General features: G+C 50.0%; 24 protein-coding genes and 1 riboswitch. Of the genes, 1 reads left to right on the top strand and 23 read right to left on the bottom strand.

All coding sequences use genetic code 11. The features are described from left to right. Positions 1 to 12: 12 nt before the first annotated feature. The 7 genes from priA to MHI30_RS08570 all read right to left on the bottom strand — a co-directional run bounded on the left by priA (position 13) and on the right by MHI30_RS08570 (position 8,555). Positions 13 to 2,430, bottom strand: coding sequence for a primosomal protein N' (priA, locus tag MHI30_RS08600; RefSeq protein WP_075752884.1), 2,418 nt, complete (start codon positions 2,428 to 2,430; stop codon positions 13 to 15). Next, on the bottom strand, positions 2,427 to 3,644 hold the full coding sequence (coaBC, locus tag MHI30_RS08595; RefSeq protein ID WP_075752886.1) for a bifunctional phosphopantothenoylcysteine decarboxylase/phosphopantothenate--cysteine ligase CoaBC: 1,218 nt from the start codon (positions 3,642 to 3,644) through the stop codon (positions 2,427 to 2,429). Before coaBC ends, priA begins: the two co-directional genes overlap by 4 nt. Before the next feature lie 82 nt (positions 3,645 to 3,726). After that, entirely contained in the window at positions 3,727 to 3,927 is a 201-nt protein-coding gene (gene rpoZ, locus MHI30_RS08590; protein WP_020451344.1) for a DNA-directed RNA polymerase subunit omega, read from the bottom strand. Positions 3,928 to 3,929: 2 nt separating this feature from the next. Continuing rightward, positions 3,930 to 4,544, bottom strand: coding sequence for a guanylate kinase (gene gmk / locus MHI30_RS08585; RefSeq protein ID WP_075753448.1), 615 nt, complete (start codon positions 4,542 to 4,544; stop codon positions 3,930 to 3,932). Between the two features lie 7 nt (positions 4,545 to 4,551). Further along, on the bottom strand, positions 4,552 to 4,821 hold the full coding sequence (gene remA, locus MHI30_RS08580) for an extracellular matrix/biofilm regulator RemA (protein WP_003181657.1): 270 nt from the start codon (positions 4,819 to 4,821) through the stop codon (positions 4,552 to 4,554). Positions 4,822 to 4,896: 75 nt separating this feature from the next. After that, complete coding sequence (locus MHI30_RS08575) at positions 4,897 to 5,772, bottom strand: YicC/YloC family endoribonuclease (protein ID WP_075752888.1); 876 nt, start codon at positions 5,770 to 5,772, stop codon at positions 4,897 to 4,899. 110 nt (positions 5,773 to 5,882) lie between these two features. Continuing rightward, positions 5,883 to 8,555, bottom strand: a complete 2,673-nt coding sequence (locus MHI30_RS08570) for a calcium-translocating P-type ATPase, SERCA-type (RefSeq protein ID WP_075752890.1) — start codon at positions 8,553 to 8,555, stop codon at positions 5,883 to 5,885. Positions 8,556 to 8,701: 146 nt separating this feature from the next. Between MHI30_RS08570 and MHI30_RS08565 the strand changes: the two genes are divergently transcribed. Continuing rightward, the gene (locus MHI30_RS08565; protein ID WP_075752892.1) at positions 8,702 to 10,414 is read left to right on the top strand and encodes an NFACT RNA binding domain-containing protein; all 1,713 of its coding nucleotides are present in this window, start codon (positions 8,702 to 8,704) and stop codon (positions 10,412 to 10,414) included. A 19-nt stretch (positions 10,415 to 10,433) separates the two neighbouring features. Here the strand turns inward: MHI30_RS08565 and MHI30_RS08560 are convergent, their stop codons facing one another. From MHI30_RS08560 to MHI30_RS08485, 16 genes are all read right to left on the bottom strand, one after another. Beyond that, positions 10,434 to 10,928 (bottom strand): NAD(P)-dependent oxidoreductase, encoded by a 495-nt coding sequence (locus MHI30_RS08560; RefSeq protein ID WP_075752894.1) that lies wholly within the window; start codon positions 10,926 to 10,928, stop codon positions 10,434 to 10,436. After that, complete coding sequence (locus tag MHI30_RS08555; protein ID WP_075752896.1) at positions 10,909 to 11,694, bottom strand: sirohydrochlorin chelatase; 786 nt, start codon at positions 11,692 to 11,694, stop codon at positions 10,909 to 10,911. Before MHI30_RS08555 ends, MHI30_RS08560 begins: the two co-directional genes overlap by 20 nt. 1 nt (position 11,695) lies before the next feature. After that, the gene (cobA, locus tag MHI30_RS08550; RefSeq protein ID WP_075752898.1) at positions 11,696 to 12,469 is read right to left on the bottom strand and encodes a uroporphyrinogen-III C-methyltransferase; all 774 of its coding nucleotides are present in this window, start codon (positions 12,467 to 12,469) and stop codon (positions 11,696 to 11,698) included. A gap of 150 nt (positions 12,470 to 12,619) precedes the next feature. Further along, positions 12,620 to 13,213: an adenylyl-sulfate kinase gene (gene cysC / locus MHI30_RS08545; RefSeq protein WP_020451337.1), complete on the bottom strand. Its 594-nt coding sequence runs from the start codon at positions 13,211 to 13,213 to the stop codon at positions 12,620 to 12,622. A gap of 13 nt (positions 13,214 to 13,226) precedes the next feature. Beyond that, positions 13,227 to 14,363, bottom strand: a complete 1,137-nt coding sequence (gene sat / locus MHI30_RS08540) for a sulfate adenylyltransferase (RefSeq protein WP_075752900.1) — start codon at positions 14,361 to 14,363, stop codon at positions 13,227 to 13,229. Between the two features lie 25 nt (positions 14,364 to 14,388). Further along, on the bottom strand, positions 14,389 to 15,453 hold the full coding sequence (locus tag MHI30_RS08535) for an inorganic phosphate transporter (protein WP_075752902.1): 1,065 nt from the start codon (positions 15,451 to 15,453) through the stop codon (positions 14,389 to 14,391). Between the two features lie 11 nt (positions 15,454 to 15,464). Further along, the gene (locus MHI30_RS08530) at positions 15,465 to 16,166 is read right to left on the bottom strand and encodes a phosphoadenylyl-sulfate reductase (RefSeq protein ID WP_075752904.1); all 702 of its coding nucleotides are present in this window, start codon (positions 16,164 to 16,166) and stop codon (positions 15,465 to 15,467) included. An 85-nt stretch (positions 16,167 to 16,251) separates the two neighbouring features. Continuing rightward, a complete protein-coding gene (locus MHI30_RS08525; protein WP_003181635.1) occupies positions 16,252 to 16,395 on the bottom strand; it encodes a YezD family protein in 144 nt (47 codons plus the stop codon). Positions 16,396 to 16,470: 75 nt separating this feature from the next. Then, positions 16,471 to 16,577: riboswitch (SAM riboswitch) on the bottom strand. Between the two features lie 162 nt (positions 16,578 to 16,739). Continuing rightward, positions 16,740 to 17,369: an orotate phosphoribosyltransferase gene (pyrE, locus tag MHI30_RS08520; protein WP_075752906.1), complete on the bottom strand. Its 630-nt coding sequence runs from the start codon at positions 17,367 to 17,369 to the stop codon at positions 16,740 to 16,742. Then, positions 17,366 to 18,085 carry an orotidine-5'-phosphate decarboxylase gene (gene pyrF / locus MHI30_RS08515; protein ID WP_075752908.1) on the bottom strand — a complete coding sequence of 240 codons (720 nt, stop codon included), beginning with the start codon at positions 18,083 to 18,085 and terminating at the stop codon, positions 17,366 to 17,368. Before pyrF ends, pyrE begins: the two co-directional genes overlap by 4 nt. Continuing rightward, positions 18,054 to 18,989 carry a dihydroorotate dehydrogenase gene (locus MHI30_RS08510; RefSeq protein WP_075753450.1) on the bottom strand — a complete coding sequence of 312 codons (936 nt, stop codon included), beginning with the start codon at positions 18,987 to 18,989 and terminating at the stop codon, positions 18,054 to 18,056. Before MHI30_RS08510 ends, pyrF begins: the two co-directional genes overlap by 32 nt. Continuing rightward, positions 18,989 to 19,759, bottom strand: a complete 771-nt coding sequence (locus MHI30_RS08505; RefSeq protein ID WP_075752910.1) for a dihydroorotate dehydrogenase electron transfer subunit — start codon at positions 19,757 to 19,759, stop codon at positions 18,989 to 18,991. The genes MHI30_RS08510 and MHI30_RS08505 overlap by 1 nt, the downstream gene beginning before the upstream one ends. Further along, positions 19,756 to 22,968, bottom strand: coding sequence for a carbamoyl-phosphate synthase large subunit (carB, locus tag MHI30_RS08500; protein WP_075752912.1), 3,213 nt, complete (start codon positions 22,966 to 22,968; stop codon positions 19,756 to 19,758). Before carB ends, MHI30_RS08505 begins: the two co-directional genes overlap by 4 nt. Continuing rightward, complete coding sequence (locus MHI30_RS08495; protein WP_075752914.1) at positions 22,953 to 24,047, bottom strand: carbamoyl phosphate synthase small subunit; 1,095 nt, start codon at positions 24,045 to 24,047, stop codon at positions 22,953 to 22,955. The genes carB and MHI30_RS08495 overlap by 16 nt, the downstream gene beginning before the upstream one ends. Beyond that, positions 24,044 to 25,330, bottom strand: a complete 1,287-nt coding sequence (locus MHI30_RS08490; protein WP_075752916.1) for a dihydroorotase — start codon at positions 25,328 to 25,330, stop codon at positions 24,044 to 24,046. Before MHI30_RS08490 ends, MHI30_RS08495 begins: the two co-directional genes overlap by 4 nt. After that, on the bottom strand, positions 25,314 to 26,234 hold the full coding sequence (locus MHI30_RS08485; protein WP_075752918.1) for an aspartate carbamoyltransferase catalytic subunit: 921 nt from the start codon (positions 26,232 to 26,234) through the stop codon (positions 25,314 to 25,316). Before MHI30_RS08485 ends, MHI30_RS08490 begins: the two co-directional genes overlap by 17 nt. Between the last annotated feature and the right edge of the window lie 124 nt (positions 26,235 to 26,358).

The following is a 26,358-nucleotide window of genomic DNA, read 5'->3' as shown; positions in this document are numbered from 1 at the left end:
ACACTGTTATTTTTACATCATCATATATGGATTCATGTCGATCGAAATCATCAATTGCTTTTGTTCAATATCTCGTTTGTAATGATCCATAATGTTTTTAAGCAACGATGTAAGCTGGTTTTCCTGTTTGTATTTTATCACGCATTGATAGCGATATCTATCTTTGATCCTGGCGATCGGCGACGCGACTGGGCCGAGAATCTTCGCCTCGCTTGAAATGTTCTGTTTTAAATAGTTGGCGATTTTTTCAGTCACGAGCGCCGCCTTCGTCACTTCCTCGTGCGATACGCTGACGAGCGCCAAATAATAATAGGGGGGATAGGCCTGTTCCCTTCTGTGCAGCATCTCCTGCCGGAAGAATGTTTCATAATCGTGCGTTTTCGTGAGCTGAATGCTGTAATGGGACGGGGTGTACGTCTGAATGATCACCTTGCCCGGCTTTTCGTGGCGCCCTGCTCTTCCGCTCACCTGCGTCATCAGCTGGAACGTTTTTTCAGCTGCTCTGAAATCGGGGATGTGAAGCATCGTATCCGCGCTCAAAACACCGACGAGCGTGACGTTTTCAAAATCGAGCCCTTTGGCGATCATCTGTGTTCCGAGCAGAATATCGGCTTCGCCTTTGCCAAAGGATGTGAGCAGCTTTTCATGCGCTCCTTTTCTTGAGGTTGTATCGACATCCATGCGGATCACCCTTGCAGCCGGCAGAACCTTCGTCAATTCTTCTTCGACCCGCTGTGTGCCTGTGCCAAAGTAGCGGATATGCTCACTTCCGCATTCGGGGCAGCTTGACGGCATGCCGGTTTCATAGCCGCAGTAATGGCACTTCAGACGCTGTCCATACCTGTGGTACGTCAATGAAATTTCGCAATGAGGGCACTGGATGACATATCCGCAGTCTCTGCACATGACAAATGAGGAATATCCCCTTTTGTTTAAAAACAGAACGGCCTGCTCTCCTTTTTCAAGGGTTTTCTCAAGTCCGGCCATTAAGTCTTTGGAAAACATCGAGCGGTTTCCGCTGCGCAGTTCCTCCCTCATATCGACGAGAGACACGTCAGGCATGACTTGGTGATTGACGCGGTGCTTGAGGGAAAGAAGCTTGTACACGCCTTTTTTCGCCCTTGCGAACGATTCGAGCGTCGGCGTGGCACTGCCGAGGACGACCGGACAGCGGTGGTATTCGGCCCTTTGAATCGCCACTTCTTTCGCATGGTATCTCGGCATCTCTTCCTGCTTGTACGATGTTTCGTGCTCTTCATCGATAATAATCATGCCGAGATTTTCAAACGGCGCAAAAAGCGCCGAGCGCGCCCCGACGACAAGCCGGACTTCTTTGCGGTGGATTTTCCGCCATTCATCATATTTTTCTCCTGTTGAAAGCCCGCTGTGCATGACGGCTACCTGTGAGCCAAAGCGGCCTTTAAAGCGGTTGACCATCTGCGGCGTCAGCGAAATTTCCGGAACGAGAATGATCGCTTCTTTGCCGGCTTCCAGCACCTTTTCGACCGATTGCAGATAGACTTCCGTTTTTCCGCTTCCGGTCACTCCGTGAAGAAGAAACACATCGTGCCGCTTGTCTTCGATCGCCTCTGCTATCGCCTCGTACGCCTGCGCCTGCTCTTCAGTCAGCGGAAGCGGTTCGGTTTTTTTGAACATTCTGTCCTGATAAGGATCCCTGTAAACCTCCTCTTCGCTTTCCTTTAACAGCCCCTTGTCGATCAGCGCTTTTACGGACGCGGAAGAGCCTCCCGTTTTGCCGATCAGATCTTTTGCCGGAACAGCACCGGCTTCTTTGCGGTCGATGAAAAACTGAAGGACCGCTTTTTGTTTGACGGCTTGCGGGGAGAGGCCGTCAAGCGCTTCTTTTAAATGCTCTTTCGCGCAAAGGGGGGCGATCATTCTCCGCGTTTTTTTGTTTGTTTTCTGCTTTACTTTATACGCCACTTCAAGGTTGCCCTCTTGAACCTGGCGCTGAACCAGCTTTAATGTCCCATGGTCATCTATATCGGAATAAGAAAGTGTTTCTTTTTGTGAAAACAGGGTTTTAAGCGGTTCGGGAAGCGGCTTATCGCCGATCACCTTGATTTCTTTGCCGTATTTTGCTTTCATAGCCGGGGGGAGCATCGCCTGCAAAGCTGTAATTTTAAAAGAAAGTGTTTTTTCTGTCAGCCAATCTGACAGCTCGAGCAGCTCCTCCGTCAAAACAGGCGTCAAATCAAGGATATCCTCGATATCCTTAACCGAACGGCCGGCGAGCTCAGACGATTCTTTCACGCCGGTGACAAATCCCTGGATTTTGCGGGCGCCGAACGGAACAATCACGCGCATCCCTTTTTTAATCATCCCTTTGAATTTGTCGGGAATGCGGTAGTCAAACGGCCTGTCGATATTTTTGGTTGTAACATCGACGATCACTTCAGCGAAATTCATGAGGACGTTCCGCTCCTGCCGGCAAGCTCAGCGGCTTCCTTCAAGACTTCGGCGGCAACCTCCCGTTTTGACATCAGAGGGTGCGCCGTCTTTTTGCCGTCTCGGTGAAACACCGTCACGATGTTGGTTTCCGTTCCAAAACCGGCGCCTTCAGCTGTGATATTGTTGGCGACAATCAGATCGAGATTTTTTTTCTCCAGCTTTTGTTTGGCATAGTCTTCGACGTGCTGCGTTTCGGCTGCAAAGCCGACCAAGATTTGCTTTGTTTTCCGCTCTCCCAGCGCTTTTAAAATATCCTTCGTCCGCTCAAGCTCAATGACGAGACCGCCGTCCTTTTTCTTCATTTTTTGATCGTGAATATGCTTTGGCCTGTAATCAGCCACAGCTGCCGTTTTGATGACGATGTCGCTCTCATCGAAAACGGATAGAGCCGCTTGATACATATCTTCTGCAGACTGAACATGAATAACGTCAACTCCTGCGGGATCATCAAGCGATGTCGGGCCGGCAATCAGCGTCACGCGCGCTCCCATTTTTGCCGCTTCCTCAGCGAAAGCATAGCCCATTTTCCCTGTCGAACGGTTGGAGAAAAAGCGGACGGGATCGATTTGTTCTCTTGTCGGGCCCGCTGTAATTAAGACACGCTTTCCTTCAAGCAAACCGCTGTTTTCGTTTGAAAAGTACGACTCGGCCAACTGGACGATCCGTTCGGGCTCTTCAAGTCTGCCTTTGCCGATATAGCCGCACGCAAGGTAGCCTTCACTCGGCTCGATAAACCGGCAGCCGTCTTTGTAAAGAACGCTGATGTTCCGCTGAACGGCCGGGTGGTCGTACATATGGACGTTCATTGCCGGAGCAATCCAGACCGGCGCAGTCGTCGCCAAAAGCGTCGTCGTCAGCATGTCATCGGCAATGCCTGAAGCGAGTTTTCCGATCACATTGGCCGTTGCCGGAGCAACGATCACAAGATCCGCCCAATCCGCGGCATCGATATGGGCGATGACACGGGGATTCGGTTCTTCGAACGTGTTGGTATATACTTCATTGCGCGAAAGCGCTTGAAAGGTGAGCGGAGACACAAATTCACAGGCGGATTTTGTCATGATGACTTTCACATTGGCTCCTGCCTGTACGAGCTTGCTCGTCAAGGCGGCCGCTTTGTATACTGCGATTCCTCCGCTTACTCCCAGCAGGATGTTGCGATTTTTCAGCATCGTTTTTTCTCCCCCTTATGTTCTGTTCGCCGGCCCTGAAAAAAATAACAACCTAGTGTATAGGTTGCTATTTTTAAGGCTATTAGCGATTTTCCTTTTCGAATGTAAGCAGTCCGGCATCAATTTCTTCCAGCGCTTTGCCTACAAATTTATGCGACTTCGGATTTTCGATCTGCGCGTCTTTGTTGATCTGCATTTCGCGGGCGCGTCGTGCCGATACGGTAACGAGCGTGTATTTTGAATCCAGTTTATTCATTAAAGAGTCAATTGACGGATCTAGCATAATTATTCAACCTCCAGCATTTTCTTATATCTTGGAGCAATGCGGTCGCGCCGTAAATGTTCAGCGAGAACGATTGCTTTGATTCTTTCGCACGCAAGCTCAATGCTGTCATTTTCGACAACATAATCGTAGGCGTCCATCAGTTCGATTTCTTCCTTTGCCGCTTTCATCCGGTTTTCAATCAGGGCTTCTGTTTCTGTCCCTCTTGTGACAATCCGGTTTTTCAATTCGGCGAGACTCGGAGGCGCCAAAAAGATAAACAAGCCTTCAGGAAATGCCTTTCTGACTTGCAGCGCACCTTGGACTTCGATTTCGAGAAAAACGTCCCTGCCGCTTTCAAGAGTCTGTTCGACGTAGTCAACGGGTGTTCCGTAATAGTTGCCGACATATTCGGCCCATTCGAGCAGCTTGTTGTTCTCGATCATCTCTTCGAACTCTTCGCGCGTCTTAAAAAAGTAGTCGACGCCGTCTCTTTCGCCCTGCCGCGGTTTTCTTGTCGTCACCGAAATCGAATATTCAAATTTTGTGTCCTCCTGAGCAAACAGCGCCTGCCTGACTGTTCCTTTTCCGACGCCGGAAGGGCCGGAGAGAACGATTAATAAACCTCTTTCTTTCATAAAGCTCTTATCCCTGCCCTTCATCCATAATTTCTTCTTTAACGGAAAGCCTTTGTGCTACTGTCTCAGGCTGGACGGCAGATAAGATGATATGGTCACTGTCCATAATGACAACCGCACGGGTTCTTCTTCCATATGTAGCATCTATAAGCATGCCGCGGTCTCTGGCATCCTGAATCATCCGCTTAATAGGCGCGGACTCCGGACTCACAATCGAGATCAGCCGATTCGCGGATATGATATTACCAAAGCCGATATTGATCAGTTTAATCGTCATCCTATACGTTCCCCCTGTACTTGGACGTCTCTAGTTTAACCTGCAGAGAACATCCGTAAACAATACGCACAATCGCTATTCTATATTTTGCACTTGTTCTTTTATTTTTTCAATAGAGCTTTTCATTTCGACCACATGTTTTGTGATCTGGTGATCATTCGCTTTTGAACCGATCGTGTTCGCTTCACGGTTCAGCTCCTGGACGAGGAAGTCGAGCTTTCTCCCCGCGGCCCCGCCCGCTTCGCAAATATCGCGGAACTGGCGGAAATGGCTTTTCAGCCTCGTCACTTCTTCCGTGATATCCGAACGGTCTGCAAACAGAGCGACTTCCGTAAGCAGACGGCTTTCATCGAGACCGTCTGTTGACCATTCTTCAAGGCGCGCCTCAAGGCGTTCCCGATAGTGGCCGACGACCTTGGGAGCAAGCTCTGCGATGTCGTCTGTCAGCTTTTCAAGCCTTTCAATATGCTGAAGGCAGTCATCCTTCAACCTCATCCCTTCTGCTTCGCGCATGCTGCACAATTCAAGAACGGCAGCCTCGACCGCTTCAAGAAGGACTTCTTCAAGCTTGTCGTTTTGGATCGGCTCTTCTTCAACTTGGATGACATGGTCAAACTGAAAGGCGTCTTGAAGCGTGATCTCTCCTGAAAGCCGGCAGCGCTCTTTCATTTCGCGCGCGGCTTTCTGGTACTCTTCAAGCAGCGGCCAGTCAACCTGGATTTTCCGGGTGACCAGAGCCTCGTCGTCAACGGAAACGAACAGCTCCAGCCGACCCCTTTGTATATGTCTAAAAATCGTTTGCTTTATTTTGTCTTCTAAATAGAGCAAAGGTCTTGGCATGCGTGCGTTTACTTCTTTAAACCGATAGTTGACAGATTTCAGCTCAACAGCTGCTGTCAGCCCATCCTTCGTTTTGCTCGCGCTGCCGAAACCGGTCATACTCCGTATCATAAAACACACCCAATTCCGTTTAAGTGAAAAAGACTTTCTTTGATTTAAATTTACGCAAGATGAAAAGGCAATAGAAACCTCTATTACCTTTAAGATTATATCATACAAGCCTATTTTTTTCTTGTCAAAAGTGACCCGGCCAATAAAAAAGTTGGAATCGCTGACATTCCGACAATCAGGAGCCAGTCTGCCATTAAAATCGGAACCGTATGGAAAATCGGCTGCAGCGGCGGATAATAAATAACGACAAGCATTAAAAGAATCGAAGATAATACTGCGCCGAGCAAATAAATGTTTTCAAACGGATTGCGGTCAAAGATAGACCGCTCGCTCCGGCAGTCGAACACATGGATCAGCTGCGCAAGGACGAGCGTTGCAAAAGCGACCGTCTGAGCATACTCAAGCGCTTCCGGGTTGCGGTTGTAAATGAACATAAACGCCCCGAGTGTGGCAATTCCGATTAAAAAGCCGCGCGATACGACCTTCCAGCCGAGCCCCCTTGCAAACACGCCTTCTTTCGGACTTCGCGGCTTCCTCTGCATCACATCGTCTTCAGGCTGATCCATGCCGAGCGCCATGGCAGGCAGGCCGTCCGTCACAAGGTTGACCCATAGAATCTGTATCGGAACAAGCGGCAGCGGCAGAGCGAGCAGCATCGCAAACAGCATGACCAAAATTTCGCCGACATTGGATGCGAGCAAATATCTGATGAATTTTCTAATATTTTCATAGATATTGCGTCCTTCCTTGATGGCCGATTTAATCGTCGCAAAATTATCATCGACAAGAATGAGCGATGATGCCTCCTTGGCGACATCCGTTCCCGTAATCCCCATCGAAATGCCGATATCCGCCTGTTTAATCGCAGGGGCATCATTGACTCCGTCTCCGGTCATCGCGACGATGTGCCCGTTTTCCTGGTAGGCGGTCACGATCTTCAGCTTATGTTCGGGCGACACCCTTGCAAACACGTAAACATCGTCAACAATTTCCGCCAATTCTTCCTGCGAGAGCTCGTTCAGCATTTGGCCGTCCATGACCTTTCCGCGCGGCGGCAATAACCCGAGATCTTTTGCGATGGCTGTTGCTGTTATTACATGATCGCCGGTGATCATCACTGTTTTGATCCCCGCTTCCCGGCACTCTTTAATCGCTGTTTTCACTTCAGGCCGCGGCGGATCGATCATCCCTAACAGCCCGATGAAAGTTAAGCCTGACTCCGCTTTTTCGAGCGAGAGATTTTCTGTTTCTTTGATCGGTTTATACGCGACAGCAATCGTCCTCAGCGCTTGGGACGCAAGCGTTTCCAGCGCCGCGCTTGTTTCGGCGAGCCTTGCCTTTGTGAAGATTTCGCGCTTTTCGTCTGTCAGCGTATGCGACGAACGCTTCATCAATACATCAGGCGCGCCCTTTGTGATGACAAAGCGCTTGCCGCTCTTATCTTCCGCAATGACAGACATCATTTTCCGCGTCGAATCAAACGGAAACTCCTCGATGATTTTAAAATGTTCGTCAACATATCTGTCCGTAAAACCCGCTTTTCGAGCCGCCGTCAGCAAAGCGCCTTCGGTGGGATCGCCGTCAAGACGAAACTCCCCGTCTTTTTCAATAATCGAAGATGAATTGCATAATGCGCCGAACAGAAGGACCTGTTGGAGCGGTTTATGATGCCTGGCTTGCACGTCGCGCCCGTTCATGGTGAAGGAGCCTTCGGGTTCGTAGCCGATCCCTGACACGTTCCACGTTTTCCCGCCTGACCAGACATGGGTGACCGTCATTTTGTTCTGCGTCATCGTTCCGGTTTTATCGGAGCAAATAATGGACGCGCAGCCGAGCGTCTCAACCGCGGGCAGCTTTCTGACGATCGACTTTTGCCTGATCATCCGCTGTACGCCGAGAGACAGAGCGACCGTGACAATGGCCGGCAGCCCTTCAGGTATGGCAGCGACGGCAAGGGAAACGCCCGCTAAAAACATGCTGTACAGGTCATGCCCCTGGATGACCCCGGCAGCAACGACAAGCAGCGTCAGGAACAAAGCGGCGACAATCAAAATTTTGCCGAGCTCTTCAAGCCTTCTTTGCAGCGGGGTCGCCGTATTCCCGGCAGATTCGAGCATATCGGCGATTTTCCCCATCGCGGAGTTCATTCCCGTGCCGATAACGACGCCGGTGCCGCTCCCCCTTGTGACCAGCGTTCCCATGAAAGCCATATTCTTCAGATCGCCCAGCGATACGTCGGACGCCTGAAAAGCCTCTGCCTGTTTAGACACGGGAAGCGATTCACCCGTAAGAGCCGATTCTTCTATTTCAAGGCTCTTTGTCTCGACAAGCCTGAGATCGGCGCCGATTCTGTCTCCGCTTGCAAAACGGACAACATCTCCCGGAACGAGCTCTTTGGAAGGGATCTTCACCCATTCCCCCTCCCGGAGCACAGCCACTTGAGGAGCCGACAGTTCTTTCAAAGCCTCGAGCGATCTTTCCGCCCGTCTCTCCTGAAAGAAGCCGAGAATGCCGTTAACAAAGATGATCGCGATGATCGCGATAGCGTCAATATACTCCCCGAGGAAACCCGAAATCAATGTGGCCGCAAGCAAAACAAGAACCATGAAGTCCTTGAATTGAGAAAAAAACAATGCGACCGCTGATGTTTTTTCCCCTTCCTGAAGTTCGTTTGTTCCGTGTCTTTCCAGCCGCTTTTCGGCCTCTTTTTCTGTTAAACCTTTGCCGATGGACGTTTTTGTTATGTTTAACAATTCGGTTTGTCCCATCTCGTGCCATTTCATTGAATCGTCCACTCCTCCTGCCCTAAAGGTTGCTCTTGGTTTATCCATCTCTATAAGTCAATTTATTCAGACTCGTCCCAAATCATGCTATAATTATTGAATGGACGCTTTACGAAGAGGATTAACGAGAAAAGGGAGTTTTTCATATGTCTTTTGACGGCATTTTTACATACGGAATGATCGAAGAATTAAATGAAACGATTCGAGGGGGACGAATCGCAAAAATCCATCAGCCGTTTAAGCACGAGCTGGTGTTTCATATCAGGGCGAACGGGCAGAACCGCAAATTGCTGCTCTCCGCCCACCCGAGTTATGCGCGGGTTCACCTGACAAACGAAACCTATGACAACCCGAGCACCCCTCCGATGTTCTGCATGCTCCTTCGGAAGCATCTGGAAGGCGGCTTTATCGACCGAGTCGAGCAAATCGGCATGGACAGAATGATGGTCTTTCATATCAGGAGCCGGAACGAAATCGGCGACACGCTGACAAGAAAGCTGATGGTTGAAATCATGGGAAGACACAGCAACATCGTGTTAACCGACGGAGAAAAAGATGTCATCATCGACAGTTTGAAGCACCTGTCACCTTCGGTGAACAGCTACCGCACCGTGCTTCCGGGATACGATTACATTCTCCCTCCCGCCCAGAACAAATTGTCACCGCTGGAAGCGGAGACTGAAGATATTCTCCGCCATTTGAATTTCCAGGAAGGCAAACTGGACAGGCAGATCGTCGATACCTTTTCCGGCGTCTCGCCTCTGTTTGCGAAAGAAGCCGTCTTTCGCGCGGGCCTTGCCAACAGGGCGACCCTGCCAAGCGTCTTGACGAAGATGTTCAGCGAAATCAAAAACCGGCGTTTTCAGCCCCAGCTTGTCACGACAGAAGATGGAAAAGAATATTTTTACCTTCTTGAGCTGACCCATATAAAAGGCGATAACAGACCCTTTCATACGCTGAGCGAACTTCTTGACCGCTACTATTTCGGAAAAGCGGAGCGGGACCGCGTCAAACAGCAGGCTCATGATTTAGAGCGTTTCGCGGCAAACGAAAAGAAAAAGAACGAAAACAAAATCAAAAAGCTGAAAAAAACGCTTGAGCAGTCCGAACACGCGAAGGATTATCAGCTGTACGGAGAGCTGTTGACAGCGAACCTGTACCAGCTGAAAAAAGGAGACAAAGCGGCGAGAGTCATCAACTACTATGATGAAAACGGCGGAGAAATCACGATTCCGCTCAATCCGAATAAAACGCCTTCCGAAAACGCGCAAAGCTATTTTACAAAATATCAAAAAGCGAAAAATTCGGTGGACGTCGTGAAGGAGCAGATCAGATTGGCAGAAGAGGAAATCGCTTATTTCGACCAGCTGATTCAGCAGCTTTCGTCTGCCTCTCCGAAAGATATAACCGAAATCCGCGAAGAGCTCGCCGAAGGAAAGTATTTGCGGGCCAAACAGCAAGGGGGCCAGAAAAAACAGAAGAAACAGGCGCCGACGCTCGAAACATACGAATCCAGCGCAGGAGAAACGATTCTCGTCGGCAAAAACAACAAGCAGAACGAATATTTGACGATGAAACTTGCCGCCCGCGACCACATCTGGCTTCACACGAAAGATATTCCGGGGTCGCACGTCGTCATCCAATCGAGCGATCCGGACGAGCAAACCATCCTTGAAGCGGCGCAGATCGCTGCCTATTACAGCAAAGCGAAAAACTCGGCTTCGGTACCTGTCGACTATACAAAAATACGACATGTCAAAAAGCCGAATGGCGCAAAGCCCGGTTTTGTCACCTACGACAGTCAGCAAACCGTTTTTGTAACACCTGACGAAGACTTGATCATCAAGCTGAAAAAATAATTGCCAAAAGGCCTGAACCTCAAAGGTTCAGGCCTCTTCTTTTACGGAGAAGCTCGTCGATCTCTTGGACGAGCTCATCATCGATCAAATCATCAATCTGTCCGGCCAGCTTGATCGTGTGACGCGGGCTGGCTCCGTTTGTCGAGACGGATATGGTTATGTTTCCTCTGTTGATGATTTTCGGAACATATACATTTCCAAGCTCCGCTTCACTCGCAACATTGACAAGCTGATCAGGAGCGGCTGATGCGGCGATCCGCTTGTTCGCCTCGTGATCATCGGTCGCGAGAATGATCAGAAATGCATCCTTGAAATCGCCGGGTTCCGCTTTTTTCTTCTTCCATTCGATGCCGTGCTCTTCGATCAATCCGAGCATCTCTTCTGATGCTTCGGGGCTGATGACGGTTGCGGCTGCACCTTCTGCCAGCACCGTTTTCAGCCGCCGCGCCGCGATCTCCCCCCCGCCTGCAATGACTGCGGATTTGCCTTTGATGTTAATGTGCAGCGGCAGCATCTGATGCTCCTGTAAAATCAAAGCGGCCGGCTTTGTTGATAACCGCTTCCTCCACACGGTGCAAAAAGGCGTTTTTTACATGAGGGTGGAAGCCGAGGTAATCCGTCAGCACGACATCCGGATTGGTTTCTTTCAGCTTGGCGGTTTCCCTTTCAATCTCGTTCATCAGCATACCGGTAAACAGCAGATACGGCACGATGAATGTCGTTTTTCCGTCCCGTTCTTTCAGCTGTTTAAACACTTCCAGGTAGTGCGGTTCACAGGCTGTCATAAAGCAGGGAATGACCTCGTCAACGGGCGCGAGGTCTCTCAGCCGCTCGCAAATGTCACAGACATCCCGTTTGACATCGGGATCAGAGCTCCCCCTTCCGATCACTACGACTCTTGCATGTTCATATGGCGTCCCCGTTTCTTCGATCCTTGTAAAAACCGCTTTGACGACTTCCTGATCGACGCCGATCGGCTTTCCGTAAGTGACGCTGACGGCAGGATACTGCGAGGAAGCACAGGCAAGCTCCTCAGGGATGTCCCTCTTGGCATGCGCGGCTGTCAAGAGGAGAAGCGGCACAGCCGCGATATGCGTCGCTCCCTTTTCCACACAAGCTTTAAAGCCGGTTTCGATATCCGGTGCCGCCAGTTCCAAAAAAGAAATTTCCTGAATGGGGGCGGACATGTTTTCTTTGCAGCTCTCCAAAAAAGCGGCTGCCTCTGTTTGGGCTCTTTTCAGACGGCTCCCGTGGCCGATATATAAAATCGCTTGTTTCATATTAAAGCGCCTCGCTTAATGCCGGATCTTTCAGCTCGGGTTCAAACCAGCTTAACTGTGAGCTGAATTGAACGACATCCCCGATGACAATCAGGCTCGGGTTTACAATTTTTTCGCTTTCGACTGTACCGGCAAGCGTTTCAACCGTGCAAAGCACCGTTTTTTGTTTGTCCGTCGTCCCCCAATGAATGAAAGCGGCAGGTGTAGACGGATCTCTGCCGTTTTCAATCAGAAGCCTTTCAATTTGCTTCACGTTTTTAATCCCCATATAAATGACAAGCGTATCAATCCCTGTGGCTAGCGCTTTCCACTTCTCTTCAAAATGTTCTTCTTTTTGATAATGGCCTGTCACGAAAGCGACGTTTGAACTCGCTTCCCGGTGTGTCACCGGAATGCCCGCATAAGCAGCGGCGGCAATCCCCGAGGTGATTCCCGGCACGATTTCATAAGCAACTCCGTGTTCAGCGAGGGTTTGCGCTTCCTCGCCGCCTCTGCCGAATACGAAAGGATCGCCGCCTTTCAGCCTGACAACGGTTTTCCCTTTTTTCGCATACTTGACGAGAAAATGATTGATCGTTTCCTGTTTCATCATGTGGTAGTCCGGAAGCTTTCCGCAGTAGATGAGATCCGCTCCCTCCTTGGCGTGCTGTAAAATCTGTTTATTCACAAGCCTGTCATACAAGATGACATCGGCTGTCTGGATGGCTTTTAAAGCTTTGATCGTCAGTAAATCGGGGTCTCCAGGACCTGCCCCAACGATATATACTTTCCCCATCTTAGATCTCCCCCCGATCTGCTCAACGTCTTCTTCAATTCATTATAAATCATAAAGAAAGCGTTTGGTGCCTGAAAATATCACAAAAACCAAACGTTTTCTTTATGAAATAGGAAAGTGCATGTGCAGCACTTTCCTATTACCCGCATTTTATTTCGTTTGATCTTTCACGTATTGGACGAGCTGATTTTTGCACTCTTCCCGGTTATGTGCGCCTGTATCAAGGACAAGCTCAGGCGTTTCAGGCTCTTCATAAGGCGAATCGATCCCCGTGAAAAATGGAATTTCTCCGTTTCTCGCTTTTTTGTACAAGCCTTTCGGGTCGCGCTCCTCGCACGTCGCCAAATCGCATTTCACATAGACCTCGTGAAACTCATCTTCCTCGACGAGCTGTCTGACAAGCCCTCGGTCTTCTTTAAAAGGGGAAATGAACGCCGTAATGACGATCGTCCCCTGTTCGACAAAGAGCTTCGCGACCTCGCCGATCCGGCGGATGTTTTCCTTCCGGTCTTCATCGGAAAACCCGAGGTCCTTGTTCAGCCCGTGCCTGACGTTGTCGCCGTCGAGCACCGTGACCTGGTAGCCTTGTTCAAACAACTCACGCGCTGCAGCGTTGGCAATCGTTGATTTTCCTGAACCGCTCAAGCCCGTCAGCCAAACGATCGAGCTTTTATGTTTATTTTTCTCATGATATTCCCGTTTTGTAATGGACGCTTCATGCCAGACAATATCTTTATTTACCAAGAGATGCTCCCCCTTAAGAAACCCCGGCCGTTAAGCCTTTGATTAATGTTTGAATGACTTCTGGACGGCTGAATGTGCTCGGCGGGAACTCGCCGTTTCTCAGCATGCCCCTCACCTTTGTGCCGGACAAAATGACATGATGTTCTTTGCTGTGAGGGCACGTTTTCGCCGTCGCCATTGAACCGCAGACATTGCAGTAGAAGCTGTGTTCGAATTTCAGCGGCGTAATGCCGATCTCTTCCGGTGCGAACTGATCGAACAGCTCCTGCGCTTCATATGTGCCGTAGTAATCGCCGACTCCGGCATGGTCTCTTCCGACGATAAAGTGCGTGCATCCGTAGTTCTTTCTGACAAGCGCATGGAAGATCGCTTCCTTCGGCCCCGCATAGCGCATCGCCGCCGGAAAAACGCCGAGAAAGACGCGGTCTTTCGGATAGTAGCCGTCAAGCAGCACCTGATAGCTTTCCATGCGGACATCAGCCGGAATATCGTCTGATTTTGTTTCCCCGACGAGCGGATTGAGGAAAAGGCCGTCTACCGTCTCGAGCGCCGTTTTTTGAATGTATTCGTGCGCTCTGTGAACCGGATTTCTCGTCTGGAATCCGACAATCGTTTTCCAGCCGAGTTCTGCGAATTTTTTTCTTGTTTCCAGAGGTTCGAATGTGTGCGCCGGGAATTGCTTGACGCTCCGTTTAATGAGAGTGATCGGCCCGCCCACATAAACGCTGCCGCGGTCAAACAATTTTTTGACGCCCGGATGTTCGAGTTCGTCGGTTTTATAGATATTGACGGCTTCCGTTTTCTTGTCCGGCGTATAGATGTCTTCGATCTCAATGACGCCGTATGTTTCCCTATTATAGGTGAGGCGGGCGGTGTCCCCCGCTTTTAAGCTTGAAGCTTTTTGCTCGTCAACAGGCAGAGCGATCGGAAGCGTCCATACTTCGCCGCTTGACAGTCTCATATTTTCGACAACAGACAGATAGTCTTTCTCTGTCATAAAGCCTTGGATCGGGCTGTACGCGCCGATTCCGATCAGCTCCAAATCTGAAAAAGCCATTAAATCAAGCTCAATTTCCTGTGCGATGTGTTGAAAATCGTATGCTTCATTGATGCGGTTAACCAATACACCGCCGTGTGGTGCTAAACTCATAAACTTGTTTCCCCCTACTTTGTGTTTAAATTCCTCCGCCTTGTTCATGGACGGAGCTGTGCTCTTTTTTGACCGCTCTCATCAGGCTGATCGTTCCGACAGATGCCAGAAGGACGCTTGTGACGACGATGAGAGCGTAATAGTCTCCTTTTAATAAAAGGCTGACCAGCATATAAGACAGGCTTAATGAAAGGAACGGCGAGACGATCCATACTTTCAGCATCGTTTTGACCACTTGTTTATGAAAGACGTTGCCGCCGTTTTTTGCCATTCCCATCCCTATAATAGAAGATGATGTGACTTGCGCAAGCGGAACCGGCAAACCGAAAATCGAACTGATGATGACAAGCCCGGCTCCCGTTCCGGAAAGGATGATCCCCTCTCCTTTTGAAAATTTCGTAATTTTTTTGCCGTTTGTTTCAAGAACGCGCCTGCCCAGTAAAAGGGCGCCCAGCGCGACAAACAGTCCGCCGTAGAGCGTTCCTTCCCCGACTGTCAAAACATGCGCCGCCACCAGAGGTCCGACAGCATTTGCGACATTGTTCATGCCTGCTGAGAAGGCTTCAAAAAACCCGGTGATCAACAGAATCACCGCCAAAACCTTTGCTTTCTTTCCCGAGGCTGGACGTTTGATCGTTTTTTTCATGATGTTTGCCACCGCAAATGTAAATGTAAAAGCGACGATTGGTACAACGACCCAAAATGAGACGATGACAAGCAAAGATTTCACATACAAAACCTGGTAAGCGACACCTACTCCGACAACAGATCCGACCGTCACTTCACTTGTCGAAAGCGGGATGCCGAGTACATTTGCGATAAAGAGCGACAGTGCCGCCGATCCGATAATAATGCAGACGATTTCAAGCGAAATCACCCGTTCGGGAATGATGCCTGAGCTGATCGTTTTCACGACGTTTCCTCCGCCGATGACAGCGCCCGAGAGAACGCCTGCTGCACAGATTATTAGTGCGTGAAACTTCTTTTTGACGGCTTCAGATCCATAGGCGATTCCCATTGAAGCAGCTGCACCGCTCGCTCCGATATTCATCGCAAAAAACATGCTAAATAAAATGGCGGCAAGTTCCATGACTCATCTCCTTACTCGTGTAATCCACATTCTGTTTTAGCCGATCCGTTCCAGCGGCCTGATCGAAGATCATCCATTGTGAAGGCCGGAGAGGTGCACGGAGCGCAGCCGATGCTCGGGTAGCCTTGATCATGAAGCGGATTGTACGGGAGATCGTGCTTTGTCACATATCTCCAAATATCCTTCCACGTCCAATGAATGAGCGGACAAACTTTGATAGACTTGAATTTTTCGTCTTTGTTCAAAAAGTTCGTTTTGCTCCGCCCGGGCGATTGCTCGCGGCGCAGGCCCGACAGCCACGCCGGGTAGCCTGAAAGCGTCTCGCGGAGAGGAATGACCTTCCTCATTTCACAGCAGGAATTCGGAGCGGTCTTCCATAGTTCGTCCCCATATTCTTTCGCCTGCTCTTCGACGGTAAGCTCCGGTGTTTTCATGATAATCTGAAGGCCTGGATATCGTTCTTTGACAGCGTCGATCGTTTCATACGTTTCTTTAAAATGAAGTCCCGTATCAAGAAAAACGATGACCGCATCTTTTTTCACCTTATAAATCAAATCGATCAGGACGATTCCCTCAATTCCGAAGCTGCACGCATATACAAGCTGATTTCCGTAATGTCCGTACGCCCATTTCAAGACGGACAGCGCTCCTTTATAAGAGTCATCTTCCTGAAAAGAGATATTCGGTTCCTCCCATGTGCTGTAAGTAAAAATTTTCGGTTCCCCCTTTTTTCGCCAACAAAAAAACGGCTTCCAGCAGAAAAAAACTGTGAAAACCGCCTCTAGTTTGTCTAGTCAGCTATTTCAATCTTATTTTTTCATTTTTTTCGATTTGAATGACTTTGCCGTCCTGAACAACGAATGTGATCGATCCGTAATTCATGTCTTTCAGCATGTCTTTCATTTTGATGATCACCTTTTCAAGCTGTTCATCTGTCTTCACTTCTAGCTCCTCCTCTGCCCCTAAAAATTAAAATCTTTCTTCCAAATTTGAAAGAAAGACGAGGAACTCCGCTATTCCTTATCTCTCAAAATGAGGGCATTTTGCTGGAAGTAGCACCTTACGCTTCACACGCAGGTTGCCGGGTTTCATCGGACCAGTCCCTCCACCGCTCTTGATAAGTTTGCTTTTGTTATTTTAAAATTTTAGCACAATTCGAACAAAAGTCAACCCGACTTTTTTTATAGGATTAATAAAAAATAAAAATAATCCGTTTTTACTATTTTTAAATCTGTAAAAAGACGCAAAAAAGCCGTTCTCCCATTAGGAGAATACGGCTTTTTTCATTAGTCCATCCAAGACTTGCTTTCAGGGTCTGTCTTCCATTCTTTCAGTTTGGCGGCATCCTGTTCGCTGATATATCCGCCGGCAAGCGCAGCCTCTGTCAATGTATCGTAATCAGTCAGCGTGCGGTATTCAACGCCCGCTTCGCTGAAGGCGGCGGCGGCTTTAGGAAGTCCGTAAGTGAAAATGGCGGCGACACCGAGCACTTCGCATCCCGCTTCTGTGAGAGCGGCTGCCGCTTCAAGGACGCTTCCTCCCGTTGAAATTAAATCTTCAATCACAACAACTTTCTGTCCTTTTACAACGGCGCCTTCAATTTGGTTTCCTTTGCCGTGCGCCTTCGGTTTGCTTCTGACGTAGCACATCGGCAGGCTCAGCCTGTCGGCGGCAAGCGCGGCATGGGGGATTCCCGCAGTTGCCGTACCGGCGATCATTTCGGCTCCGGGAAACTTGTCTTGAATCAGTCCGGCAAGCCCTGAAGCTATATCATCCCTTACTTCCGGATATGAAAGCGTCAAACGATTGTCGCAGTAGATGGGCGACAGGATGCCGCTCGCCCATGTAAACGGCTCGTTCGGGCGCAGGAAAACCGCTTTGATTCTTAATAAATGGTTTGCAATGTCTGTTTTCATGCCTTCGTTCCCTCCCACTCATGTCCTATTCTTCTGTAGGCTGACACAGGATCTTCCGCCTGTGTAATCGAACGGCCGACAACGATCGCCGACACGCCTTTTTCCCTTGCGTAGCCAGGCGTCGCCACCCTGACCTGGTCGTTGTTTTTGTCATCCGCCATGCGAATTCCGGGTGTCACGGTCAGAAAATCTAAAGACGCGGCCCGGTAAATGTGTTCGGCTTCATGGACGGAGCAGACGACTCCGTCAAGTCCGCTTTTTTCAGCCAGCCGGCTGTAGTGAACAACTGTATCGAGAAGCGGCGTTTCAATCAGCAGCTCATGCTGAAGCATTTCAGAAGAGGTGCTTGTCAGCTGGGTCACAGCAATTAATGAAGGGCGTTTCCGGCCTGCCGGAGTCCCCGCTTCAAGGCCTTCAAGCGCCGACTCCATCATTTGCTTTCCGCCTGCTGCGTGCACATTGACAAGGCTGACGCCAAACCCCGCCAGCCTTTTCATCGCCTTGTATACGGTCGTTGGAATGTCGTGGCATTTTAGATCGAGGAAAATGCGGCAGCCGCGCTCCTGCAACTTTTCAAGGATGGCCGGCCCTTCCTGATAAAAAAGCTCCATGCCCACCTTCACGAAAAGCTCTTCTCCATGAAACCGGTCCAAAAACGCATATGTTTCCTGTGCTGATGCAAAATCAAGCGCGATGATGGGCGGCGTATGTTTCATCCTTCCAGCTCCTTCCGATACACTCGTTCAACGAACGGTATCCGTATTTTTCTAAAACGCGCGGCAAGTCGGCGATGATTTCGAGACAAACAAACGGATTAACAAAGTTTGCCGTACCGACGGCGACTGCGCTCGCACCCGCCAGCAAAAACTCAAGCACATCTTCCGCTGACTGGACACCGCCCATGCCGATGATCGGAATGCTGACTTTCTGGCTGACTTCATGCACCATTCTGATGGCCACCGGTTTAACGGCAGGGCCTGATAATCCGCCGGTTTTGTTCGCCAAGATCGGCTTTCCCGTTTTTAAGTCGAGCCGCATCCCGATCAGCGTGTTGATCATCGTCAAACCGTCCGCTCCCGCTTCTTCTATGGCAAGAGCGATGTCGGTAATGTTCGCGACATTCGGCGACAGCTTCACATAGACGGGAACGCTCGCAACCTCTTTCACCGCTTTCGTCAGCTCACTGGCCATTTCCGGCTGCGTACCGAAGGCGATACCTCCCGTTTTCACGTTAGGGCAGGAAATATTCAGCTCGAGCGCATGAACGTTCGGCGCTTTGCTGATTTCTTCAGCCACTTCAACATAATCGTCGATCTGCGAGCCGGCGACATTGGCGATAATCGGTGTATCGAACTGTTCGAGCCACGGCAATTCGCGTTCCATGACAGCCTCTAATCCCGGATTTTGCAGACCGATGGCATTTAGCATGCCGGCTTGTGTCTCGGCGACGCGCGGCGTCGGATTCCCGAAGCGCGGTTCGCTCGTCGTCGCTTTAATCATGATCGCACCGAGACGTGAAAGATCGTAAAAGCTCGCAAATTCTCTCCCGAATCCGAAGCAGCCTGAAGCCGGCATGATCGGATTTTTTAATTGAAGGCCCGGCAAATTGACTTCAAGGATCATAACAGCACCTCCTGAGCTTTGAAAACAGGGCCGTCAAGGCATACCTTCACATAAGACGTTTCGCTTTCTTCCGTATGGCAGACACAGGCAAAGCAAGCGCCGATCCCGCATCCCATGCGCTCTTCCATCGACAGATAAACCTCTTTATCCGGATAGCGCTGTTTTAAAGCTTTCAGCATCGGCGTCGGTCCGCAAGCCATTATGCAGTCAAACTGAAGCCCCTCGTTTTCAATGATATCTGTAACAAACCCCTTTGAACCGCGGGTGCCGTCTGCGGTTGCCACATACACCCGGCCGAAACGGCTGAATTCCTGTTCGTAAAAGACATCTTTTGCAGAAGCAAATCCTAGCACATGGATCGCGTGCACCCCTCTATTTGTCAGCTGTTTGCTCAGCTCGTATAGCGGCGGAACACCGATCCCCCCTCCGACGAGAAGAGCCGTTTTCCCCGGTTCAAGCGATTCAGCCGGAAAACCGTTGCCGAGCGGACCAAGGACATCGATCTGATCTCCTTCCTGTTTTAATGACAGGAGGCTCGTGCCTTCCCCATCCTTGCGAAAGATGATGGTCACCTGCCGTGCGGCTTTGTTGACAGCGGCGATACTGATCGGCCGCCTCAAAAGCGGCGTGAGGGAATCTGAGACCTTGATGTGAAGGAACTGGCCGGGAGCGCCGCAAACTTCGGCAATCTCCCCTTCCAGCACCATTTGATAAATATGATCCGCGATACACTTGTTTGAACGGACTGTCATATACCCTTTTCTCATCTGACGGCCGCCTTTTGCTCGATTTTAATCGCCGGCATATGATCGGCGCGGAAGCTCATGCTTTCAAGCACCCGCAAAATCGCTTCCGCCGTATCAAGGGATGTCAGGCAGGCCACGCCGTTTTCAACGGATTCGCGTCTGATTCTGAAGCCGTCCCTTGCCGGCTGCTTCCCTTTTGTCAGCGTATTGACGACGAACTGCGCTTCTCCGTTTCGAATGACATCAAGGAGATTTGTACCTTCTTCGCCGATTTTCCCGACAGTTTTAACAGGTACGGATGCGTCTCTTAAATAGCCGGCCGTTCCTTCCGTAGCCAATATTTTATAGCCGATCGCATGGAACCGCTTGGCGATCAATAGTCCTTCCTCTTTATCTTTATCAGCAACTGTCAGGAGAACGGAGCCGTAGTTCGGAATTTGGATGCCTGAAGCGATCAGCCCTTTGTATAGCGCTTTTTCCAAAGTGCTGTCTTTGCCCATGACTTCCCCGGTCGATTTCATTTCCGGTCCGAGCGTGATATCCACTCTTCTCAGCTTTGCAAACGAGAAGACCGGCACTTTCACATATACGCCTTCCTGCTCTTTTTGGAGGCCTTCTGTATAACCCATATCAGCAAGCTTCCCGCCGAGAATCACTTTTGTTGCGAGATTGGCCATCGGTATGCCGGTGATTTTGCTGAGAAACGGCACCGTGCGGCTCGACCTCGGGTTGACTTCAAGGACGTAAACCTCATCTTTTGAAAGGACAAACTGAATGTTGAGCAGGCCGACGATGTTTAAGCCTTTTGCAAGCGTAATCGTGTATGCTTCAATCTTTTTCTTGATGTCCTCTGAAAGGGATTGCGGCGGGTAAACGGCAATCGAATCCCCCGAGTGGACGCCCGCCCGTTCGATGTGCTCCATAATCCCCGGAATGACGACCGTTTCACCGTCAGAAATGGCGTCCACTTCAATTTCTTTTCCGGTCAAATATTTATCGATCAGGACAGGGTGCTGCGGATTGATTTTCACTGCATTCTCCATATAATGGAGAAGCTCTGCTTCCTGGTAGACAATTTCCATCGCACGTCCCCCAAGTACATACGATGGGCGAACAAGCACCGGATAGCCGATGTTTGCTGCGATTTCAACGGCGCCTTCCACAGATGTCGCCGTTTTTCCGAGCGGCTGAGGTACATGCAGCGTTTCAAGCGTCTGTTCGAACTTGTCGCGGTCCTCGGCGCGGTCCAAATCTTCAAGGGATGTTCCGAGAATAGCAACGCCCCGCTCCGCGAGCTCGTCGGCAAGGTTGATCGCAGTCTGTCCGCCAAACTGAACGACGACGCCTTTCGGCTGCTCCAAATCGATGATATGCATGACATCTTCAACAGTAAGCGGCTCAAAGTAGAGCTTGTCGGAGATGCTGAAGTCCGTTGAAACCGTCTCAGGATTGTTGTTGATAATGATTGCTTCATAGCCGGCTTCTTTGATCGCCCAGACCGAATGCACGGTCGCATAATCGAATTCGACCCCCTGGCCGATCCGGATCGGACCCGAGCCAAGAACGATAACGCTGTTTTTGTCCGTTCTGACCGATTCGTTTTCTTCTTCATACGTACTGTAGAAATACGGTGTCTCCGATTCAAATTCAGCCGCGCATGTATCAACCATTTTATAAACAGGCATAATGCCTGCTTCTTTTCTAAGATCATAAAGCTTTCGTTCAGACATCTCCCAGAGAAGGCTGATAAAGCGGTCTGAAAAACCGAGCTCTTTCGCTTCTTTTAAAAGACCGAGGTCGCCGCGCCCGGCTTTCAGCTTCTCTTCAAAGCGAATGATTCCCTCAAGCTTGTGCAGGAAGAACACGTCAATTGCCGAAAATTCGTGGAGATCGCTGACTGTGTATCCTCTTCTAAACGCTTCGGCCAAGTAAAAGAGCCGTTCGTCTCCCGCTTTTTTAATCCGTTTTTCAAGCACTTCATTCGAGATCTCACCGGCATCTTTCAGTTCCAAGTGGTAGACATCCGCTTCAAGAGAACGGACCGCTTTAAGGAGAGATTCCTCCCACGTTCTTCCGATCGCCATCACTTCGCCCGTCGCTTTCATCTGTGTGCCGAGCCTGCGGTTTGCCGATTCGAATTTATCAAACGGCCAGCGCGGTATTTTTGAAACGACATAGTCGAGTGCAGGTTCGAAAGATGCGTACGTTTTTCCTGTAACAGGATTCATCATTTCGTCAAGAGACAAACCGACGGCAATTTTGGCGGCAAGCTTTGCGATCGGATAGCCCGTCGCTTTTGAGGCAAGCGCTGATGAACGGCTGACCCGCGGGTTTACCTCGATGATGTAGTACTGAAAGCTGTCCGGGTCAAGCGCCAGCTGAACGTTACAGCCGCCTTCGATTTCAAGCGCGCGGATGATTTTCAGCGATACATTGCGAAGCATTTGGTATTCGCGGTCGCTCAGCGTCTGGCTCGGCGCGACAACGATGCTGTCCCCGGTATGAATCCCGACCGGATCGATGTTTTCCATATTGCAGACGACGATTGCGTGATCGCTCGAGTCTCTCATGACTTCATACTCGATTTCTTTGTAGCCGGCGATGCTCTTTTCAAGCAGACATTGATGAACCGGGCTCATTTTTAAGCCGTTTTCAACGATTTCCTTCAGCTCGTCTTCGTTTGAGCAGATGCCTCCGCCTGTTCCGCCAAGCGTGTATGCCGGCCGGACGATGACGGGGAAGCCGATGCGCCCGACAAACTCGCGCGCTTCCTCGAGCGAGTGGATGATCTCGCTTTCCGGAACCGGTTCATTCAACTCATTCATCAGAGTTCTGAACAAGTCGCGGTCCTCCGCTTGTTGGATCGCCGCCAATTTCGTGCCGAGCACTTCAACACCGCACTCAGCCAGAATGCCGTGCTCGGACAGTTCGACCGCCAAGTTGAGGCCCGTCTGCCCGCCCAATGTCGGCAAAATGGCGTCCGGCCGCTCTTTGCGGATGATCCGTGTTAAAAATTCAAGCGTCAGCGGTTCGATATAAACGCGGTCGGCCATTTCCGTATCCGTCATGATTGTCGCAGGATTCGAGTTGACGAGAATGACTTCATAGCCTTCTTCTTTTAAAGCGAGGCAGGCCTGTGTACCCGCATAATCAAATTCCGCCGCCTGCCCGATAATAATCGGCCCTGATCCGATCACCAAAATCTTTTTGATATCTACGCGTTTAGGCATACCGCTTCCCCTTCTTTCTCTGTAGTTTCAATCATGTGTAAAAATTGATCAAATAAATGGTTGGCGTCTTCCGGTCCCGGTGAGGCTTCCGGATGGTATTGAACCGTGAAAGCCGGCTCGTGTTTATGTTTAAGCCCTTCGATTGTGTCGTCATTAATCGCCACATGCGTCACTTCAAGCGGCGTGTTTTCAACGGACGATACGGTATAGCCGTGGTTTTGAGCCGTAATTGATACTCTCCCGGTTGCAAGCTCTTTAACCGGATGGTTTGAACCGCGGTGTCCGAATTTCATTTTCGCCGTCTTTGCTCCGCAGGCGAGGGCAAACAGCTGATGGCCGAGACAGATGCCGAACAATGGAACCTTGCCGAGAATGTTTTGAATCATCGCAATCGCTTCAGGTACGTCCGTTGGATCTCCGGGTCCGTTTGACAGCATTACACCGTCAGGCTTCAGCTGCATCACTTCTTCTGCCGTTACATTGTGAGGAACGACGATCACATCGCATTTGCGCTTGTTCAGCTCTCTTAAGATGCCGTGCTTCATTCCGAAATCGACAAGCACGATTCGCTTCCCTCTCCCAGGGCTCGGATATGCCGTTTTTGTTGAAACTTGGCTGACCTGATCGGTCGGAAGGTTCGTTTCTTTCAGCTTTTGAACCAAAGTCTCAGCATCTTCTTCCGGGCCGGCAAATACCCCTTTCAGCGTACCTGCCGTTCTGATCATTCTTGTCAGCTTTCTCGTGTCAATCCCTGAGAGTCCCGGGATGTTCTTCATTTTTAAATATTCATCAAGTGTATAAGCAGAGCGCCAGTTTGACGGAAGTTGACATAACTCTTTTACGATAAACCCTTTCACATAAGGGGTGATGGATTCAAAGTCGTCTCTGTTGATCCCGTAGTTCCCGATCAGCGGGTAGGTCAGTGTGACAATTTGTCCGCAGTATGACGGGTCTGAGAGGATTTCTTGATAGCCTGTCATCCCCGTGTTGAAGACGACTTCTCCCATGGTGTTTTCCAGGCTGCCGAATGCTTCCCCTTCAAAAATCGTTCCGTTTTCTAGTACAAGACGTCTTTTCATTTTACAAGTCTCCCCTCTTGGTAAACGAGTTTTCCCTTTGCCATTGTCATAACCGGCCAGCCGAAGCAGCTGATGCCGTCAAACGGCGTGTTTTTCCCTTTAGAAAGAAAGGTGCTTTTGTCAATTTTTTCTTCGCGTTCAAGATCAATGAGCGTAATATCCGCAGACCGTCCGGCTTCAAGCTTCCCGTAAGGAAGTCCGAACGCCTCGCAAGGTTTGACCGTCATATAATCGTGCAGCTGTTTCAGCGTCCATTTCCCCGTTTTGACAAAGTGCGTGTAAAGGAGCGGAAAAGCCGTCTCCAAGCCGACAATTCCAAATGGCGCAAGGCTCATGGTCTGTTGTTTTTCTTCTTCTGTATGAGGGGCATGATCCGTTGCGATAAAATCGATTGTTCCGTCTCTAAGCCCCTCAAGGAGCGCTTCCCTGTCTTCCGGACTTCTGAGCGGCGGATTCATTTTATAATTTGTATCAAGACCGGGAATGTCGCTGTCTGAAAGGAGCAGATGGTGCGGCGTCACTTCCGCTGTCACGCGGATTCCCGCTTTTTTGGCATCGCGGACGACCCTGACCGATTCCTTCGTGCTGATATGACAGACGTGGTAATGGCAGCCTGCCGCTTCGGCAAGAAGCACGTCCCTTGCGATGTGAACCGCTTCGCACACTGAAGGAATCCCGTTTAAACCGTTGGCTTTGGCAAATTCCCCATCGTGTACACTGCCGCCGTAGATCAGTGAATTGTCTTCACAGTGAGCGACGATCGCTTTATCGATCGAAGCCGCTTTTTTCATCGCTTCATACATCATCCCCGCCGTTTGAATGCCGACGCCGTCATCGGTAAACGCGAACGCACCTGCGTCTTTCAGCCCTTCGAAATCGGTCATTTCCTGGCCTGTTTGTCTGATGGTGATGGAAGCATACGGGAGCACTCTGACAGATGCCGTTTCGTCAATGCGGTTGACGAGCCACTCCATCTGCTCTTTCGTATCGGGGACAGGCCGCGTATTCGGCATTGCGGCGACAGTTGTAAATCCGCCTCTCGCCGCGGCTTTTGCACCTGTTTCGATCGTTTCTTTCTTCTCGCCGCCCGGCTCTCTGAAGTGAACGTGAAGGTCAACAAGCCCCGGCGAGACGAAAAGCCCATCCGCATCGATGACCGTTTCTCCCAAAGCGGCCTCAAGGCTTCCGATTTCGCTGATTGCATCGCCTTCAATCCTGATATCGCGCTGTACTTTTTCACCTTTTTCGTCGAGTATGAAGCCGTTTTTAATTAAATAAGACATAAGCCTGTTCTCCCCTTTTTTTGTTTTCGCCGTTTAGAAGCGCTCTTTTTAAAACCGCCATTCTGATATATACACCGTTTTCCATTTGTTTGAAAATTCTCGACTGAGCTGATTCGACCAGTGCACTGTCAATCTCGACACCTCTGTTGACAGGCGCAGGGTGCATGATGACCGCGTCTTTTTTCAGGAGCTCCGCCCGCTTGAGCGACAATCCGAAAGTTTCAAGATAATCCCGTTCTGCCGCCTTTTTCTCATGGCGTTCGTGCTGAATTCGGAGAAGCATCACCACATCCGAATTCGCGACCGCTTCGTCAGGCGACACGTATGTCCCGTAGGGATTGTCTTCATCCCGCCATTCGTCCGGACCTGAGAAAAGAACCTTTGCTCCGAGCCTTGTCAGCACTTCGGCATTCGATCTTGCCACTCTGCTGTGTTTGATATCTCCGTGTATAGATACCGTCAGTCCGGCAAATCCGCCCCATTCCTCATGAATCGTCAGCAAATCGAGCAAAGATTGAGTGGGATGCTGACCGCAGCCGTCTCCGGCATTGATCACCGGAATGCCGACGTGTCCGATAAGTTCATCATAATAATGATCCTGAGAGTGTCTGATCACACATACATCGGCGCCGATGGATTCGAGTGTCTTGACGGTATCGTACAATGATTCTCCTTTTTGTACGCTTGTTGAAACACCGTCCAGGTTCAACACATTCATGCCGAGTTTCTTTTCAGCCACTTCGAAGCTGAAGCGCGTTCTTGTGCTCGGTTCAAAAAACAGATTGGCAGCAAATTTTCCGGAGAGGACGGACTCGGACTTTCCTTTTTTCAGCTCTCTCGCCTCTTCAATCAGCTCGTGAATATCCTCAAGACTAAGCTCATTCATTGCGGTCAAGTGTTTCATTTTTACTCCCCCTCAGGCTTTAAATTTCCCGTAAAAAACCCCAAGCCACAACGGCTTGGGGTACAGTGAACCAGAGAATGCGCTTTTTTGCACTTCTCTCTCCGCAACCCTTTCAAGCCTCTCT

Source organism: Bacillus sp. FSL L8-0528 (assembly GCF_038593085.1).
GTDB lineage: Bacteria > Bacillota > Bacilli > Bacillales > Bacillaceae > Bacillus > Bacillus paralicheniformis.
The sequence above is the reverse complement of the archived record's forward strand: the minus strand, read 5'-3'. Positions and strand labels throughout refer to the sequence as shown.